This window comes from Pyrinomonas methylaliphatogenes (assembly GCF_000820845.2).
In the GTDB taxonomy this organism is placed as follows: domain Bacteria; phylum Acidobacteriota; class Blastocatellia; order Pyrinomonadales; family Pyrinomonadaceae; genus Pyrinomonas; species Pyrinomonas methylaliphatogenes.
Genome location: NZ_CBXV010000004.1, coordinates 343,635 through 359,564 on the forward strand (window position 1 = coordinate 343,635; position 15,930 = coordinate 359,564).

A 15,930-nucleotide genomic window follows, 5' to 3' on the forward strand; every position below is an offset into this window, starting at 1 on the left:
GACGAGGTCGCTCGTGTGATTCAAGCGGTGAAAGAACTGTGCGCGCGTTACGCGCGTCCCACCGGGCATGCCGTCGAGCAAGCGAGTTGGCAAGCCGTTTGAAGCGTCATGAGCGATCTGGAGCGCGAAAATATAAGGACGGGATTGCCGCGCGCGGCGGAGGCTATCTTGGCTTGCGCGGTGCTCGCGCTCGTCGCGCCGCTGCTCGTTCTGGTTGCTCTGGCCATCCTTGTGACAGATGGCGCGCCCGTCATCTTCCGTCAAGAGCGCGTCGGGCGTGGAGGAAGACTCTTTCGAATCTACAAGCTGCGCACGATGCGCGCATCCATTGGGCCGCAGGTGACATCGGCGGATGATGTGCGCGTGACGCGGCTCGGAAGATTATTGCGCCGGGCCAAGATAGACGAGTTGCCCGCTTTGTGGAACGTCATCAAAGGCGACATGGCGCTAGTCGGCCCGCGCCCCGAAGTGCCGCGTTACGTCGCGTTGGATGATCCGCGATGGCGCGCTGTGCTCGCGGTCCGGCCCGGTTTGACCGATCCTGTCACCGTCCAATTGCGCGACGAGGAGCGATTGTTGGCGCAAGTTCGGGGAGATCGCGAAAGGTTCTATCTCGAAAGGTTGCAGCCGCTCAAGCTTGAAGCGTACTTGCGCTATTTACAAAGGCGAAGTTGGCGAAGCGATCTATGGGTGCTCTTTCTGACGTTCATCGCCATCATCTCGAGCCGGATCGGCGATGATTTCCATGAGTTGGGGAAAGCTTCGGTGGGGCGAAGCTCAAGCGAAAGCTCGTGATGGCGGTGCGCGCTATGAGACCGAAAATCGTGCGCGCGGATCGAAGTTCAAGCGAAAGCTTATGACGGATCATTCATATTTGAACGGCGGAAAACGCAGAGTGCCGATGAAGCTTTTCAACGCCCGTATCTACCTTTACGTGTTGCCGGATCTGGTGGTCATGAGCGGCGCGTTCGCGCTCGCCTATCTATTGCGGTTCGATTTCGACGTTCCGCCCCGCGAGGTGCGAAACGCGCTTGTGCAATGGCCCATGGTGCTCGCGCTTCAGTTCGCGGCGCTCTTCTGGACCGGCGCCTATACGTTCATCTGGCGGTATATCGGCATCGCCGAATTGAAAACGTTCATCAAGAGCGCCGTCTATTCGAGCGCTCCGCTCATCCTGTTACGTTTCTTCCTGCCGGATCCGCACGCTTATGGGCGCGTGCCGTTGTCGATCATCCTGATGAACGCGATGCTCGCCTTCGGCGGCCTGCTCGGGATACGCATCCTTCGTCGCGTTCTGTACGAGCGTTTCGAAAAACGGCACAAAGCGCAGCGAAGCGACGGGCGGAAAAGACCGGTATTGCTGATCGGCGCCGGACGCGCCGGCGTGCTCGCCGTGCGTGAGATACAGAGCTGCGGCGACGTGGATCTAGATGTCAAAGGTTTCATCGATGATGATCCGCGCAAGCAAGGGTCGGTGATTCACGGCGTCCCCGTGCTCGGCACGACGCGCGATCTGCCGCGACTGGTCGAGGAGTTGAAGATAGATCACGTCGTGATCTCGATCGCGCAAGCGTCGCGCCGCGATTTTCGGCGAATTTTGGATCTTTGCGAGCAAGTGCCGATTAAGGCGCGGATCATTCCGGGATTGTACGAGCTATTGCAGGGCAAAGTGCAAGTCAGCCGCGTGCGCGATATCCAGATCGAAGATCTGCTGGGGCGCGAGCCGGTTCACTTGGATCAAGAGTTGATGGAACGGTTGTTGGCCGAGCGCGTCGTGATGGTCACCGGCGCCGGCGGATCGATCGGATCGGAGTTGGCGCGCCAGGCGGCGCGTTTTCGGCCCAGCCGTCTGGTGCTGGTCGAGCGGGCGGAGTTCGCGCTCTTCAACATCGAGCGCGAGTTGAAGCAGAAATGGCCCGATCTCGAGATCGCCGCGGTGGTCGGCGATGTGGGCGATGAGGTGCGGATGCGCGCCGTCTTTGCGCGCCATGCGCCGCACGTCGTATTGCACGCGGCGGCGCATAAACACGTGCCGATGATGGAACGCAACGTCGCCGAAGCGGTGCGTAACAACGTGTTGGCGACACGCTCATTGGGCCAGTTGGCGGGTCGTTTCGATGCCGAGGTCTTCGTGCTCATCTCGAGCGACAAGGCCGTGCGTCCGACGTCGATCATGGGCGCGACCAAGCGTGTCGCCGAACTTGTGGTTCAAGATCTGAATCGTCGTTACGCGACACGTTACGTCGCCGTCCGTTTCGGCAACGTGATCGATTCGGCCGGTTCGGTCATCCCGATCTTCCGCCAGCAGATACGCGAAGGTGGCCCGGTGACGGTCACCCATCCGGATATGACGCGCTACTTTATGACGATCCCGGAAGCGGCCCAGCTGGTCTTGCAGGCCGGAGCGATGGGCGAAGGCGGCGAGATCTTCATCCTCGATATGGGTGAGCCGGTCCGCATCCTCGATCTGGCGAAACAGATCATCAAGCTTTCGGGTTTGAAGCCGTTCGAGGATATCGAGATCGTCTTTACCGGCATGCGTCCGGGCGAAAAGCTGTTCGAGGAATTACAGATGACCGAAGAGATGATGACTCGGACGCGACATCCGAAGATCTTCATCGGGCGCATCTCGGCCTATCCTCCGCGCGTCGTCAATGAAGCCCTCGAGCGGTTAGCCGATCTCGCCCAGCGCGATGATGAAGCCGGGATCAGAGATTACCTGACGCGCCTTTTGCCCGAAGCGCAGCTCCGGAGAGCGCCAGTGGATTCAAGTCCTTTCGCCGCAGTCAAAGCGGTTCAACTCGCGGCGCGATCTTGAGCGAAATAAGGGATCGACGATACTCGGTTGATCCAGTTCTCGGCGAAGGGAAGACTAAAGATGCATCTCATCGAGGCGCCGGATCGAAGTGCGGCGAGCGAATGCGATGGGCGCAATTTGGTCTTTTTGGTGGGTTGCCCGCGAAGCGGCACGACGTGGTTGCAACGCCAGCTCGCTTGTCATCCACGGATCCACACGGCAATAGAATCGCACCTATTCGATCACATCATCGGGCCGATCTTAAGGCGCTGGGAGTACAGCATAGACACGCGCAACGGTGGAATGGGACCGGCGGCTTACTACACCGAGGAAGAGTTTTTTCGGATGATCCGGTCGTTTTTGCGCGCGCTGCTGCGTCCGATGATCGAAGACTTGAGGGACGGAGAGATCTTTCTCGATAAGACGCCGTCGCACGCGCTTTTTCTGCCGGAGATCGTGCGCCTGCTTCCAAGGTGTCGCATCATTCATCTGTTGCGCGATCCGCGCGATGTCGTCGCCTCTTTGCTTGCCGCGTCGCGCTCTTTCGGTTCGATGTGGGCGCCAAAGGATGCGCGCGCGGCGATTCGCATGTGGACCGAACACATCTGGTGGGTGCGGCGCGAGGGCCGTCGGTTGCCGCCCGCGCAATTTCACGAAGTACGCTATGAAGAGTTGCTCCGCGCTCCGCATGAGGCGTTGAAAGTTTGTGTCGAATTTCTCGGTTTAGAGTGGAGCGATGACGAGATCGCGCGCGCCGTCGCGGCCAATGAAAAGAGCATCGCGCGCTCCATTGGCGGGACGGCGCTTTACGTCGGCGGCGAGCTTGCGCGAAATATTGGGCCGAACAAGCGCGATCCGGACGGCTTCGTGCGTCGCGGCATATCCGGCTCGTGGCGCGCGGATCTATCGTTGCGCGAACGCTTCTGGATATGGCGCACGGCGCGCAAAGAGATGGCTGAGCTCGGCTACCGCTGGCGCTTCCTTTTCTTCGTATAACACAAACCATTTGCTCCTCGGCGACTCTTGACTCGAAAGAACGATCTCGGTCGTCAGCCTGAGAGCATCGTCGCGGAAGATGTGACTCGAACACGAAACCCAAATGACGAACGATCCTCTGTTGATCCCACCGTATGGCGGACGCCTCGTCGATCTCATGGTCGAGGACGAGGAGCGCGCCGAGTTGATTGCGCGCGCGAACCAACTCTCTTCGGTGCGACTTTCGCCGCGGTCGGTATGCGATCTCGAACTGCTGGCGACGGGCGGTTTCTCGCCGCTCGATCGTTTCATGGGGCGCTGCGATTACTTGCGCGTCATCGGCGAGATGCGGCTTGCCGACGGCGCGATCTTCCCGATCCCTGTGACGTTGCCTGTCGGCGAGACGGATGGCCTGCAGATCGGGCGCGAGGTCGCTCTGCGCAGTCCGAAGAACGAACTGTTGGCCGTCATGCTCGTCGAGGAGATTTACGAGTGGGATCGCATGCAGGAAGCGGCGGAAGTTTACCGGACCACCGATTCGCGCCATCCGCTCGTTGCCGAAATGGCCTCGTGGGGACGGTTCTACATCTCCGGGCCGCTTCGCGTCCTATCGCTCCCGAAGCATTATGACTTTCCCGAGCTACGCCACACCCCACAACAGGTGCGCGCGTTGCTCGTTCGGTTGGGGCGGGCCAACGTCGTCGCCTTTCAGACGCGCAATCCGATGCACCGGGCGCATGAAGAGCTGACGCGCCGCGCGGCGCAAGCCGTTGACGGCACGCTATTGATCCATCCATCGGTCGGGCTGACCAATCCGGGCGATGTGGACCACTACACGCGCGTGCGGAGCTACAAAGCGCTGGTCGAACGATATTACGATCCGCGGCGCACGTTACTCAGCCTGCTGCCGTTGGCGATGCGCATGGCTGGGCCACGGTCGGCATTGTGGCACGCGATCATCCGGCGCAACTACGGTGCCAATTACCTCATCGTCGGACGCGATCACGCAAGCCCGGGGCGCAACGCGAAAGGCGAGCCGTTCTATGGTCCATATGAGGCGCAACAGTTGTGTTCGCGCTTCAGCGAGGAGATAGGCGTCCGTATTCTCTGCTATGCGGATATGGTCTATCTGCCGGCAGAGGATCGGTACGAGGAACGGCATCGCGTCCCACGGTCGGCGAAATCTCTCGCCCTTTCGGGAACTGAAGCGCGCGAAAGGTATCTCGCTTGCGGGCGTCCGCTGCCGGCTTGGTTTACGCGCCCGGAGGTCATGCGGGAACTAGCGCGCGCCTATCCACCCAAACATCAACGCGGTTTCTGTATTTGGTTGACCGGATTGCCGAGCGCAGGCAAATCGACTATCGCCGATGTCATCGCCGTCAAGCTTGTCGAGCACGGTCGCCGCGTCACGTTGCTCGATGGCGACGTGGTGCGCACGCATCTTTCGAAGGGGCTCGATTTCTCACGCGAGGGGCGCGACACGAACGTTTTGCGCATCGGCTTCGTCGCGTCGGAGGTCGTCCGTCACAACGGCGCGGTCATCTGCGCTGCTATCAGCCCGTATCAAGCGACGCGCGATCGTGTACGTTTGATGATCGGGGAGGAGAGTTTCATCGTCGTCTTCGTCAATACGCCGCTCGAAGTTTGTGAGCGACGCGATGTCAAAGGGATCTATGCGCGCGCCCGCGCCAGCCAAATAAAAGGCGTGACCGGAATCGACGCGCCTTACGAACCACCTGCGGATCCGGATCTGGTGCTGGATACCTGTCAAGATTCGCCGGAAGAGTGTGCGCAAAAGGTCATCGAGCTATTGAGGGAAAGGGGCTTTCTACGGAACGATTCCGGCGTGCGCGATGGTGGGCATGACGTTCACGACAAAGACCGGCGCGCGTCACCCCTTCGCCTCGCGTCATCCAGCTTGGTCCGCCCGTTTACGCTCTTTTGGACCGCTGTCATCGATCTCCTTGGCCCGGTCAGGGAGCTAATCGGAAGCCTGTTCGACAAGATCTGAGTGATGAGCGACGAGATCATTGGGTTGATCCCGGCGGGCGGACGCGCGCGCCGCATCGCGCCCTTGCCTTGCAGTAAGGAGATTTATCCGGTTCTCCCCCGCGAGGCTGACAGCGAAGAACGCCCCAAGGTCGTCGGACAGTATTTGATCGAAAGGATGAGATCGGCGGGCGTGCGGCGCATCTACATCATCCTGCGCAAAGGGAAGTGGGATATCCCGAGCTATTTCGGCGATGGCGCAAGGCTGGGGGTGCGGATCGCGTATCTGATCGCGCGCCATCCTTTCGGTCCGCCGTACACGCTCGATCAAGCTTTCCCTTTCGTCGCGCGATCGCTCGTCATGTTTGGTTTTCCCGACATCATCTTCTATCCGGCTGACGCTTACAAAAGCCTGCTCGCTCATCAAGCGAACGCCGGAGCGGAGATCGTCTTGGGCCTTTTTCCCGCGCCCGCCGGGCGCTGCCTCGATAAGATCGAAACGGAGGTTGATGGGCGCGTCCGTTGCGTCGAGCGTCACACGCGCTCCGGTCACACGTGGACCATCGCCGTGTGGACTCCAGCTTTCAATCGATTCCTGCACGAGCGCTTGCGCGAAGATCTAAAGCGTCGCCGGAATAGTTCGGGGTCGAGCAAGAGCGCAGAACTCGGCGAGCTGACGGTCGGCGATGTCATCGCCGAAGCTGTTCGAGCGGGCTTGCGCGTTCATGGCGTGCGATTATCAGGCGCCTCATACCTTGACATCGGAACGCCGGAGGACCTGAGGCGAGCTCCGAGTTACGTTGCGCGTATGGAAGGGATAGTGCGCGACCGGACCACGAGCGAATGAAGGCGGCGACGCTCGCAGGTTCGAATTCAGCGTATATTGAGGACAAAGGCATGGCAGGAAGACGATACAAAGTGAGCGTCGGATTGCCGGTTTACAACGGCGAGAACTATCTCGAAGCGGCGCTCGATTCCATCTTGGCACAGACCTACGAAGATTTCGAACTGATCATTACGGATAACGCTTCGACCGATCGGACAAGGGATATCTGTCTAGATTATGCGGCGCGCGACCGGCGCATCCGCTACTACCGCAACGAGGAGAACATCGGCGCGCCGCGCAACTTCAATCGCGCCTTCGAGTTATCATCCGGTCAGTATTTCAAGTGGGCGCATCATGATGACGTGCTCGCGCCAAAATTCCTGGCCAAGTGCGTTGAGGTGTTGGATGACGATCCGACGATCGTCCTCGTCCATTCGAAAACGGCGCGGATCGAAGACGGGCTAGAGGTTGTCGGCGCTTACGACCATGCGATGCGGGTCGATTCGCCCGATCCGCGCATACGCTTCCGCGACGTGCTCATGGTCCGCCACTGGTGTTACGAGCAGTTCGGCGTGATCCGCGCGCAAACGTTGCAGAGCATGCCACTCTTTGGCGCGTACATCGCTTCCGACCGCCGCTTCATGGCCGAGCTCGCATTGCTCGGCAGATGGTACATCATCCCAGAATATCTGTTCTTCAGGCGACAGCATCCGCAAGCGGCTTCAAACATCTGGCCGTTGCAAGCGCGCGCCGCGTGGTTCGATCCGCATGTAGCTGCGTTGCTGAGCTTCCCGCATTTCAAGGAAGTGGCTGAATACGTCAAGTGTTTGCAACGAGTGCCGCTCGACTGGTCGGTCCGGTTGGATTGTTATCGTACGCTCTCGCAGTTCTGTCGGCTGAATCGGCGTCATCTGATGGACGATCTATGGATCGCCGCCATCAAGGCGCTCAATCGTTCGCGCGGCGGGCGTCGCTTGATCGGTTGGACGAAGCGGATGCGCGGGCGAATCGCAGGTCTGCCTTCCGAACGCCACTCGAACTAGCGCGACGAGGATTCTCGATAAAAGCTCTCAAAAGAAGAAAGGATAAAAGCAGATGAACGCGATCTATCTCGATTCGCGCCACTCCGAAGAGGAGCGGCGCCATCGCATCTACGACGGCCACTTCTACGCCTTTTCGCCAACGCCAGCGACGCGGGCGCTCTGTTCCTTCGCTCGTCAGATGATCGAGGAAGCTTTTCATCCGCTCGATCCGCGGACGGCGCAGTTCGCTCTCTCGGTCGAAGAGTTCGTCGCCATCGCCGGACCGTTGAAGCCGCAGTTCATTCACCATCCGCGCGTCAAGGGGCTGGTCACCGAAATGTTGGCCGAGTTCGGCTGTGATCTGAACGAGACCTATTTCGACGTGCCGCGCTTGCGCGTCGTCACGCACGACCGCTATTTGACCTCGGGCGTCGGCTACGTCCTCCATCCGCACCGCGATACGTGGTATTCGGCCCCGATGTGTCAGATCCATTGGTGGCTGCCGATCTATGCGATCGAGGCCGAGAACTCATTGGCCTTTCACCCGAAGTATTGGGATCGGCCCGTGGAGAACGATTCGCATCTATTCAACTACTACGACTGGAATCGCGAACGGCGCAGCGCGACGCAACATGTCAAGAACGATCCGCGTTTTCAACCACATGCGCAAGGGCCGATCGAGACCGAGCCGGAGCTGCGTTTCGTCTGTGACGCTGGCGGCGCGATCCTCTTTTCGGCGGCGCATCTGCATTCGACCGTGCCGAACGTGTCGGGGGTGACCCGCTTCAGCATGGACTTTCGCACCGTGCACCTCGGCGATTTAGCGGCCCATCGCGGCGCGCCCAACCTAGACTCTGCGCCCCAGGGAACGACGTTGCGCGACTTCTTGCGCTGCTCGGATTTCGCCCCTCTTCCGCCGGAGATCATCAACGAGTACGACGACGCCGAAGCGATCCGTGGAAGAGAAGAGTTTTTGGTCTTCCGGCCCGATAAGGCATCGAGCGTGGCGCGCTGAGTTCCACGGAGGATGGATGATGAAGGCTGTGCTTCTAGCCGGAGGTTTCGGCACACGCATCAGCGAGGAGACGGCGGTGCGTCCCAAGCCGATGGTCGAGATCGGCGGGCGGCCCATCCTCTGGCACATCATGAAGATCTACTCCGCGCACGGGATCACGGATTTCATCATCTGCTGCGGATACAAGGGCTACGTCATCAAGGAGTATTTCGCCAACTATTTCCTGCACATGTCGGATGTCACTTTCGACATGCGCTCGAACCGCATGCAGGTTCATTGCGGGCATGCCGAACCGTGGCGTGTCACATTGATCGACACCGGCGAGCAGACGATGACTGGCGGACGGTTGAAGCGCGTCCGTGAGCATGTCGGCAATGAGACCTTCTGCTTCACCTATGGCGATGGGGTAGCCGACATCAACATTACCAGATTGATCGCCTTTCACAAGGCGCAAGGGACGCTGGCGACGATGACCGCGACGCAACCGCCGGGCCGGTTCGGCGTCGTGTCCTTGGCGAAGGATGATTGCCGGATCACGCGCTTTCGCGAGAAGCCTAACGGCGCATGGATCAACGGCGGTTTCTTCGTTCTCGAGCCCGGAGTGTTCGACTACATCGAGGGCGATGCGACCGTTTGGGAGCAGGAGCCGTTGCGGCGACTGGCGCGCGATGGTCAATTGTCCGCTTACAAACACAACGGTTTTTGGCATCCGATGGATACTTTGCGCGACAAGTTCTTCCTCGAAAAGCTCTGGGAGAGCGGAGAGGCGCCATGGAAGGTCTGGTAACACAGAGTCTGGCGAATCGAATCGCCGTCGTCACGGGCGCCTCTTCCGGCATTGGGTGCGCGATCGCGCGGCAACTGGCGGCCTGCGGCGCGCGCGTCTGCCTTGTGGGGCGCAAGGTCGAGACCTTGCTCCGCGTCGCAAGTGAGACCGGCCACGCCGCTTCGCTCGCTTTCTGCTATCAAGCCGATCTCGAGCGCGAGGTTGATATTCGCGCGCTCGTCGCCAGTTTGCGCGAGGATTGCGGTCGAGTAGATGTGCTCGTCCACAGCGCCGGCACGATCTCGCTTGGACCGGTAGAGGGTCTTCCGGTCGAAGATCTCGACCGACAGTTTGCCGTCAACCTTCGCGCGCCTTATCTGTTGACGCAAGCTTTGCTCCCGCAGATCAAAGCGTGTCGCGGCCAGATCGCCTTCATCAACTCCAGCGCAGGCCTCAATGCCAAAGGCAGCATCGCGCAGTACGCGGCGACCAAGCATGCGCTCAAAGCTTTGGCCGACAGCTTGCGCGAAGAGGTCAACGGCGATGGCGTGCGCGTCTTGAGCCTCTATATCGGGCGGACGGCGACGAAGATGCAAGCGGATGTGCATCGCTTCGAAGGTCGGGAATATCGCGCGGAGCTGCTCATCCAGCCGGAGGACGTCGCCGCAATTCTCATCAGCGCGCTCTGTTTGCCGCGCACTGCTGAGGTGACCGACATTCACATCCGTCCGATGTCTAAAGTCGCATAAGTCGGTCGGCGTGGTTCGTTCGGAAAGATGAGGCTGAGCGTCATCATCCCATGCTTCAACGCAGCGCGCACGCTCTCTTGTCAACTTGAAGCGTTCGCCGCGCAGGAGTGGGACGGCGAGTGGGAGGTGATCGTCGTTGACAACCTTTCGACCGACGACACGCAGCGTGTCGCGCGAAAGCACAGCGGAAAATTGCCGCGCTTGCGGATCGTCGAAGCCGAAGCGAAGCGCGGTCGCGCTTACGCTAGGAACTTCGGCGCGCGGGTCGCTTCGGGCGAAGCGTTAGCTTTCTGCGATGCCGACGATCAGGTCGCGCCCGGATGGCTTGCCGCCATCGGCGCGGCGCTCAAGCGCGGCGATCTGGCGGCATCGCGCTTCGACGTGACCAAACTCAATCCCGTCTGGTTGCAGAGCGTGCATCGCAATCCGCAAGAGACTGGGTTGCAGCGCATGCGTTTCTTCCCATATCTGTTTCACGCTGGCGGTTCGGGGCTCGGCGTCAAGCGCAAGTGGCACGAACGGCTTGGCGGGTTCAATGAGACTCTTCCGGTCCTTGAGGATGCCGAATATTGCTTTCGCGCTCAGATCTTAGGCGCGCGGATCTGTTATGCCGAAAGTGCCGTCGTGCATGTGCGCTATCGCGCGGGTTGGTTGACGCTTTTTAATCAAGCGCGGCTGTGGGCCGTTTACAACGTGCTCATCTATAAACGTTACGGCCTGTGCAACGGCCACCGCGTGCCGCGCGCGTGGCGAAACTACCTCGACGATTGGCGGCGTTTCTTGTGGCGCCTGCGGCGCGCGCGCGACCGCGCAAGCTTTGCCGAATGCGTCTGGCGCGCCGGATGGCAAGTGGGACTGCTTCAAGGGAGCATCGCTTTCGGATCTGCGCCGGTGTCGCTCTAAGATGTCGCAGAGCCTTGTAGTGTGAACTTCAATCTTCAAAGATCGACGCAGCGGGTATGGCGGCGGTTGCGCCGCCCGTTGGCCTACGCGCTGGTCCACTTACGGAGGCGGACGCTCGGCGTCGTCACCGGGGTCGAAACCGCGCGGCCCATCGTCGCGCTGACGTTTGACGATGGGCCGCATCCCGATTCCACGTCTGTGCTGCTCGATGTGCTGCATAAGTACGGCGCGCGCGCGACCTTCTTCATGGTCGGAGCGATGGCGCAGGCGTATCCCCGTTTGGTCGAGCGCGTCGCGTTGGCTGGCCACGCGATCGGCAATCACACTTTCGATCACCTATCGCTTGCGCAACTAGGCCGACGCGAACGGTGGCGGCAGCTCTATGCTTGCGCGCGCGCCATCGCGCCATACGGCGCGCGTCTGTTCCGGCCACCTTTCGGGCATCTTAACCTTTCGGCGCGCCTCGATCTGCTGTGTGCCGGATACGAAGTCGTCACATGGAACGTCGTGATCGAAGATTGGTTCGCCGCCGATTCGCAGGCGATGGCCGCGCGACTGGAAGAGGAGATCAAACCGGGCAGCATCGTCCTCCTGCACGATGCCATCTACCGCGAATGGGCGGAGGATGGTGCGCCACATCACGACCGAACGCATCTGATCGAAGCCGTCGAATTGACGCTCCGGCGATTGCGCTTCCGTTTCCATTTCGTCACCGTCCCCGACCTGCTTCGGTGCGGAACGGCGTGCCGTCGTTACTGGCACGTCGAACGTAGCGCCGATTGGAAATCGTTGCGTTACCGTTGGTAATCGCCGTTCCTTTCGCAAGGAGAACGAACATGTCGAATGCGCGTTGCCGTTTGTGCGGCGAGGAGTTGCGCCATGTGTTCGCGGATCTGGGCGTCTCTCCGCTGGCCAACGGCTACTTGAAACCGGAACAACTGTATGAAGCGGAGAAGTTCTATCCACTTCGCGCCTACGTCTGCGAGAGGGATTTTCTGGTCCAGCTCGAGGAGTGCGAGCCGCCCAGTCGCATCTTCAGCGATTACGCCTATTTTTCATCCTATTCTTCGACATGGTTGCGCCACGTCGAAAGATACGTGGACGATGTGATCGAGCGATTCGCGCTCAGGCGCGACCGACCGATCATCGAGATCGCGAGCAACGACGGATACCTCTTGCAGTTCTTTCAACGTCGCGGATTCAAGGTGCTCGGCATTGAACCTGCCGCCAATGTGGCCGAAGCGGCGCGCGCTAAAGGAATTCCGACGCTCACGCGCTTCTTCGGCGCAGACACGGCACGCGATCTGCGCGCGCAGGGGCGGCGCGCCAAGTTGCTCATCGGCAACAACGTGCTGGCCCACGTGCCGGATCTACACGGCTTCGTCGCCGGGATGAAGATCCTGCTCGCCGCGGACGGCATCTTCACGATGGAGTTTCATCACCTTCTGTCGCTCGTCCGCGGGCATCAATTCGATACGATCTATCACGAACATTTTTCATACCTTTCGCTGCTCGCGGTGGAACGCCTTTTCGCCGCGCATGATCTGGCCCTATTCGATGTCGAGGAGTTGCCGACGCACGGCGGATCGCTGCGCGTCTACGGCAAGCACGCGCAAGCGCCTTCGCCACACCGGACGGCGCGCATCGAAAGGCTGCGCGACAAGGAGCAGGCCGCTGGCTTGAATGATCTGAAGACCTATCTCGCCTTCGGCGAGCGGGTGAAAGAGACGAAGCGACGGTTGCTTCGCTCTTTGATCGAGATCAAAGAGCGAGGCGGTCGCATCGTCGCCTACGGCGCTCCAGCCAAAGGCAATACGCTGCTCAACTATTGCGGCATCGGGCGCGACTTTGTCGAGTACGCGGTCGATGTAAGTCCACACAAACAAGGCTTATTCCTGCCGGGGACGCGCTTGGCGATCAAGGATCCGGAGGCGATCCGCGAGACGCGCCCGGATTACTTGCTCATCCTTCCGTGGAACATCAAGGAGGAAGTGATGGGGCAGATGAGTTGGATCGGCGAATGGGGCGGCAAGTTCATCGTGCCGATGCCGGAAGTTTCCGTCATCTCCGCCGATTGCCCGCAAGAAAGCGTCTGCGCTCGCGCGTCCCGACTAAGTTCGAGAGGAGAAGATCATGGTTCCAGATCCCAAGGGGCGGCATGATTGCCTTTCGGTCGTGATCCCGGCTTACAACGAAGAGGCGACGTTGGCGATGATCGTCCGCAAGGTGATCGGAGTGCCGCATCTGCTCGAGGTCATCATCGTGGACGATTGCTCGACGGATCGCACGTGGGAGATCGCTCAGCAGCTTGCCAGAATCTACCCGAAGGTGAAGGTCGTCCGTCACGAACACAATGGAGGGAAGACGGCTGCGGTCAAAACCGGAATCGCGCTCACTTGCGGCGCAATCGTCGTCATTCAAGACGCCGATTTGGAGTACGACCCGGATGAGATGGGCGGATTGATTCAACCCATCCTCGATGGCCGGGCGGACGTCGTCTATGGTTCGCGCTTTCTGGTCCGGCGCGCGGCGCGCGTCCTCTACTTCTACCACTATCTCGCCAACAAGTTTTTGACTTTCGTGTCGAATCTGCTGACCAATCTCAACCTGACCGATGTCGAGACGGGTTACAAGGCTTTCAATGGCGAGATCATCCGCAACATGGTCATCGTTTCGCGCGGATTCGGATTCGAGATCGAAGTGACGGCGAAGGTGGCAAAGCTTGGGTGCGCCATCTACGAAGTGCCGATCAGCTATTACGGGAGGACTTACGAGGAGGGGAAGAAGATCGGCTTGCGCGATGGTCTTGAAGCGCTTTGGTTCATCCTGCGTTTCAATCTGCTCTGCAACGCGCGCTCGTCTTTTCGTCATCTGCCGCAGTTAAGACGGCTCCAGCCATCGAGCGCGCTGGGAGCGGTAGGCGATCCACGAATGGGAAGGACCTGAACGCATACTCGGTCGGTTTCAGGGAAAGAGCATGGTCGAGGTGCTATCTGCGAACGCTTGTGATATGCGTTCGAACGCGAAGACCACGCGCGTCGTTGGCGCGAGGCAACTGGCAACGTTCAGGCTCATCTGCTGGGCGATCACCCTTTGGTTGGGCGGATGGCAAGCGTGGAGCGGGCGGTATGCGATGGGATCGGACGGGATCTCATATCTGGACATCGGCGACGCCTTTTGGAAAGGTGATTGGGGCGCGATCATAAACGGTTACTGGAGCCCGTTCTATCCTTGCTTGATCGGCGGAGCGGTGCGTCTCATCTCGCCTTCGCCGCGCGCGGAGTTTCCGCTCGTCCATCTGGTCAACTTCGTCATCTTCTGTGTGGCGCTCGCGGCTTTCGATCTCCTGTTGCGCGAACTCAGCGCGTGGCGGCAATGGGAAGGAAACGACACGTGGCCGCCAGCGCTTTGGATGATGCTCGGTTACGTCCTCTTTCTCTGGACGACGTTGGATCTGATCGACCTGAAGATCGTCAGTCCGGATCTTTGCGTCGCCGTCTTCGTCTATCTCGCCGTCGGTCTATTGCTTCGGCTCGCGCGAGGCGAAGCGAGTTTGCGGAACCGTCTGTTATTGGGCGCGACGCTCGGCTTCGGTTATCTGGCGAAGACGGCGCTTCTTCCGCTCGGTCTAGCTCTGCTTGCGGTCTACGCCGCGCGATGCTCGGCCAAGTGCGCGCTAGTGGCAGCGGGTGCCTTTGCGCTTGTCGCCTGTCCGTTCATCCTCGCCCTTTCGTTCAGCAAAGGCGCGATCACTTTTGGCGAAAGCGGCAGGTTGAACTATGCGTGGTATGTCAACGGCGTCACGTATCGACATTGGCAGGGTGAGACTGCTGGTCCAGCGCGACACCCGACGCGAAAGGTCATGGAAGAGCTTCCGGTGTACGAATTCGGGCATCCGGTCGGTGGAACCTATCCGCTGTGGTACGATCCATCCTACTGGTACGACGGGGTGCGACTCGAGTTCGACCCGGCACGACAGACGAAGCGGTTATTCACCAGTCTCAAGTTCTTCTACGGCGCGTTTTTGAATTTGCATGTCAAGCAACTTGCCGAGAGTGGGGCTTTACCGAGGCTCATCTCTCCGGCGTTGTTCGCGCTTATCTTCTGCTTTTCGATTGGGCGATGGCGAGCCGTGCTGACAGGAGCAGCGCGCGCATGGCCGCTCTTTGCCCCCGCCGTCGCCGCTTCCCTCATGTACGCGCTCGTGTATGTCGAGACGCGACACATCGCGCCTTTCGCCGCGCTCTTCTTTCTAGGGGCGCTGGGCAGCGTTCCAGTCGCCGGGCGGAGCAGGGAACGCGCGGCGAAGGTCGTCGTTCCGGTGATCGCCGCTGCGTTCGTCTTCACGCTCATCGTTTCGTTTTCGCGCGCCGAAGCGGCAACTCCGGACTGGCGAGTCGCCGAGAAGTTGCGGCAAATGGGGCTGCCGCCGAAGGCCAAGGTCGCCTCGCTCAAGTATGCCAATCCAGCCCACACGGGATGGGCGCGGCTAGCGCGCGCAAGGATCGTCGCCGAGATCTACTCGGGTGCGTTTCGCGCTGACGAGAACGACTTCTGGCGCGCCGATGAAGCGGTCAAGAAACGGGCCTTGTGCGCCTTCGCTGCGGCGGGCGCGGTGGCGGTCATCTCGCATGGGATGCCGCCTGAGAGCTACCCAGCCGAATGGCGTCCCGTCGGCGAGACCGGTTATTTCATCCGTTTCTTAAGCGGATCAGAACAACGGTGCGTTGAGCGGTCGAAGGGTTAAGCGACGGGTGCCCGAAATCTCTCTAGGGGGAGTATATGCGATCGAGTTCGGTTCAGCCCATTGCGGTATTGCGCGAGAACGATCTGCGACGCTCATCGCCGCCAGCGGATGAAAATGAAGGCTTTACCAAGGTCGGTGAGT

Annotated in this window: 14 protein-coding genes; all 14 read left to right on the forward strand. The window is 60.2% G+C overall.

Annotation, left to right across the window (positions count from 1 at the left end; all coding sequences use genetic code 11):
* The first annotated feature begins 108 nt into the window (after positions 1-108).
* The 14 genes from PYK22_RS06010 (at position 109) to PYK22_RS06075 (ending at position 15,789) form a co-directional block, all read left to right on the forward strand.
* Positions 109-795 (forward strand): sugar transferase, encoded by a 687-nt coding sequence (locus PYK22_RS06010; protein WP_083437645.1) that lies wholly within the window; start codon positions 109-111, stop codon positions 793-795.
* A gap of 61 nt (positions 796-856) precedes the next feature.
* Positions 857-2,818, forward strand: coding sequence for a polysaccharide biosynthesis protein (locus tag PYK22_RS06015; RefSeq protein WP_211197626.1), 1,962 nt, complete (start codon positions 857-859; stop codon positions 2,816-2,818).
* A 60-nt stretch (positions 2,819-2,878) separates the two neighbouring features.
* The gene (locus PYK22_RS06020) at positions 2,879-3,793 is read left to right on the forward strand and encodes a sulfotransferase family protein (RefSeq protein WP_041975238.1); all 915 of its coding nucleotides are present in this window, start codon (positions 2,879-2,881) and stop codon (positions 3,791-3,793) included.
* 103 nt (positions 3,794-3,896) lie between these two features.
* Positions 3,897-5,783, forward strand: a complete 1,887-nt coding sequence (locus PYK22_RS06025; protein WP_083437646.1) for a bifunctional sulfate adenylyltransferase/adenylylsulfate kinase — start codon at positions 3,897-3,899, stop codon at positions 5,781-5,783.
* A gap of 3 nt (positions 5,784-5,786) precedes the next feature.
* Positions 5,787-6,608 (forward strand): nucleotidyltransferase family protein, encoded by an 822-nt coding sequence (locus PYK22_RS06030; protein WP_041975239.1) that lies wholly within the window; start codon positions 5,787-5,789, stop codon positions 6,606-6,608.
* A 50-nt stretch (positions 6,609-6,658) separates the two neighbouring features.
* A complete protein-coding gene (locus PYK22_RS06035) occupies positions 6,659-7,630 on the forward strand; it encodes a glycosyltransferase family 2 protein (RefSeq protein ID WP_060635389.1) in 972 nt (323 codons plus the stop codon).
* Positions 7,631-7,682: 52 nt separating this feature from the next.
* A complete protein-coding gene (locus PYK22_RS06040) occupies positions 7,683-8,624 on the forward strand; it encodes a phytanoyl-CoA dioxygenase family protein (RefSeq protein WP_041975240.1) in 942 nt (313 codons plus the stop codon).
* Positions 8,625-8,643: 19 nt separating this feature from the next.
* Positions 8,644-9,411 carry a glucose-1-phosphate cytidylyltransferase gene (gene rfbF, locus PYK22_RS06045; RefSeq protein ID WP_041975607.1) on the forward strand — a complete coding sequence of 256 codons (768 nt, stop codon included), beginning with the start codon at positions 8,644-8,646 and terminating at the stop codon, positions 9,409-9,411.
* Positions 9,396-10,139: an SDR family oxidoreductase gene (locus tag PYK22_RS06050; RefSeq protein ID WP_041975241.1), complete on the forward strand. Its 744-nt coding sequence runs from the start codon at positions 9,396-9,398 to the stop codon at positions 10,137-10,139. Before rfbF ends, PYK22_RS06050 begins: the two co-directional genes overlap by 16 nt.
* Positions 10,140-10,166: 27 nt before the next feature.
* The gene (locus tag PYK22_RS06055) at positions 10,167-11,042 is read left to right on the forward strand and encodes a glycosyltransferase family 2 protein (RefSeq protein WP_041975242.1); all 876 of its coding nucleotides are present in this window, start codon (positions 10,167-10,169) and stop codon (positions 11,040-11,042) included.
* A gap of 21 nt (positions 11,043-11,063) precedes the next feature.
* Positions 11,064-11,849: a polysaccharide deacetylase family protein gene (locus PYK22_RS06060; RefSeq protein WP_060635390.1), complete on the forward strand. Its 786-nt coding sequence runs from the start codon at positions 11,064-11,066 to the stop codon at positions 11,847-11,849.
* Positions 11,850-11,878: 29 nt separating this feature from the next.
* Positions 11,879-13,204 (forward strand): class I SAM-dependent methyltransferase, encoded by a 1,326-nt coding sequence (locus PYK22_RS06065; RefSeq protein ID WP_041975243.1) that lies wholly within the window; start codon positions 11,879-11,881, stop codon positions 13,202-13,204.
* Complete coding sequence (locus PYK22_RS06070) at positions 13,176-13,988, forward strand: glycosyltransferase family 2 protein (RefSeq protein ID WP_083437648.1); 813 nt, start codon at positions 13,176-13,178, stop codon at positions 13,986-13,988. Before PYK22_RS06065 ends, PYK22_RS06070 begins: the two co-directional genes overlap by 29 nt.
* Positions 13,989-14,052: 64 nt before the next feature.
* Positions 14,053-15,789 (forward strand): hypothetical protein, encoded by a 1,737-nt coding sequence (locus PYK22_RS06075; protein WP_041975244.1) that lies wholly within the window; start codon positions 14,053-14,055, stop codon positions 15,787-15,789.
* Positions 15,790-15,930 lie beyond the last annotated feature (141 nt).

Bases quoted from the DNA above. Each gene is read 5' to 3' on its own strand.
- rfbF (WP_041975607.1), top strand. From the start codon at position 8,644: ATGAAGGCTGTGCTTCTAGCCGGAGGTTTCGGCACACGCATCAGCGAG.
- PYK22_RS06020 (WP_041975238.1), top strand. From the start codon at position 2,879: ATGCATCTCATCGAGGCGCCGGATCGAAGTGCGGCGAGCGAATGCGAT.
- PYK22_RS06070 (WP_083437648.1), top strand. From the start codon at position 13,176: ATGGTTCCAGATCCCAAGGGGCGGCATGATTGCCTTTCGGTCGTGATC.
- PYK22_RS06055 (WP_041975242.1), top strand. From the start codon at position 10,167: ATGAGGCTGAGCGTCATCATCCCATGCTTCAACGCAGCGCGCACGCTC.
- PYK22_RS06030 (WP_041975239.1), top strand. From the start codon at position 5,787: ATGAGCGACGAGATCATTGGGTTGATCCCGGCGGGCGGACGCGCGCGC.
- PYK22_RS06025 (WP_083437646.1), top strand. From the start codon at position 3,897: ATGACGAACGATCCTCTGTTGATCCCACCGTATGGCGGACGCCTCGTC.
- PYK22_RS06035 (WP_060635389.1), top strand. From the start codon at position 6,659: ATGGCAGGAAGACGATACAAAGTGAGCGTCGGATTGCCGGTTTACAAC.
- PYK22_RS06040 (WP_041975240.1), top strand. From the start codon at position 7,683: ATGAACGCGATCTATCTCGATTCGCGCCACTCCGAAGAGGAGCGGCGC.
- PYK22_RS06015 (WP_211197626.1), top strand. From the start codon at position 857: ATGACGGATCATTCATATTTGAACGGCGGAAAACGCAGAGTGCCGATG.
- PYK22_RS06010 (WP_083437645.1), top strand. From the start codon at position 109: ATGAGCGATCTGGAGCGCGAAAATATAAGGACGGGATTGCCGCGCGCG.
- PYK22_RS06075 (WP_041975244.1), top strand. From the start codon at position 14,053: ATGCGTTCGAACGCGAAGACCACGCGCGTCGTTGGCGCGAGGCAACTG.
- PYK22_RS06065 (WP_041975243.1), top strand. From the start codon at position 11,879: ATGTCGAATGCGCGTTGCCGTTTGTGCGGCGAGGAGTTGCGCCATGTG.
- PYK22_RS06050 (WP_041975241.1), top strand. From the start codon at position 9,396: ATGGAAGGTCTGGTAACACAGAGTCTGGCGAATCGAATCGCCGTCGTC.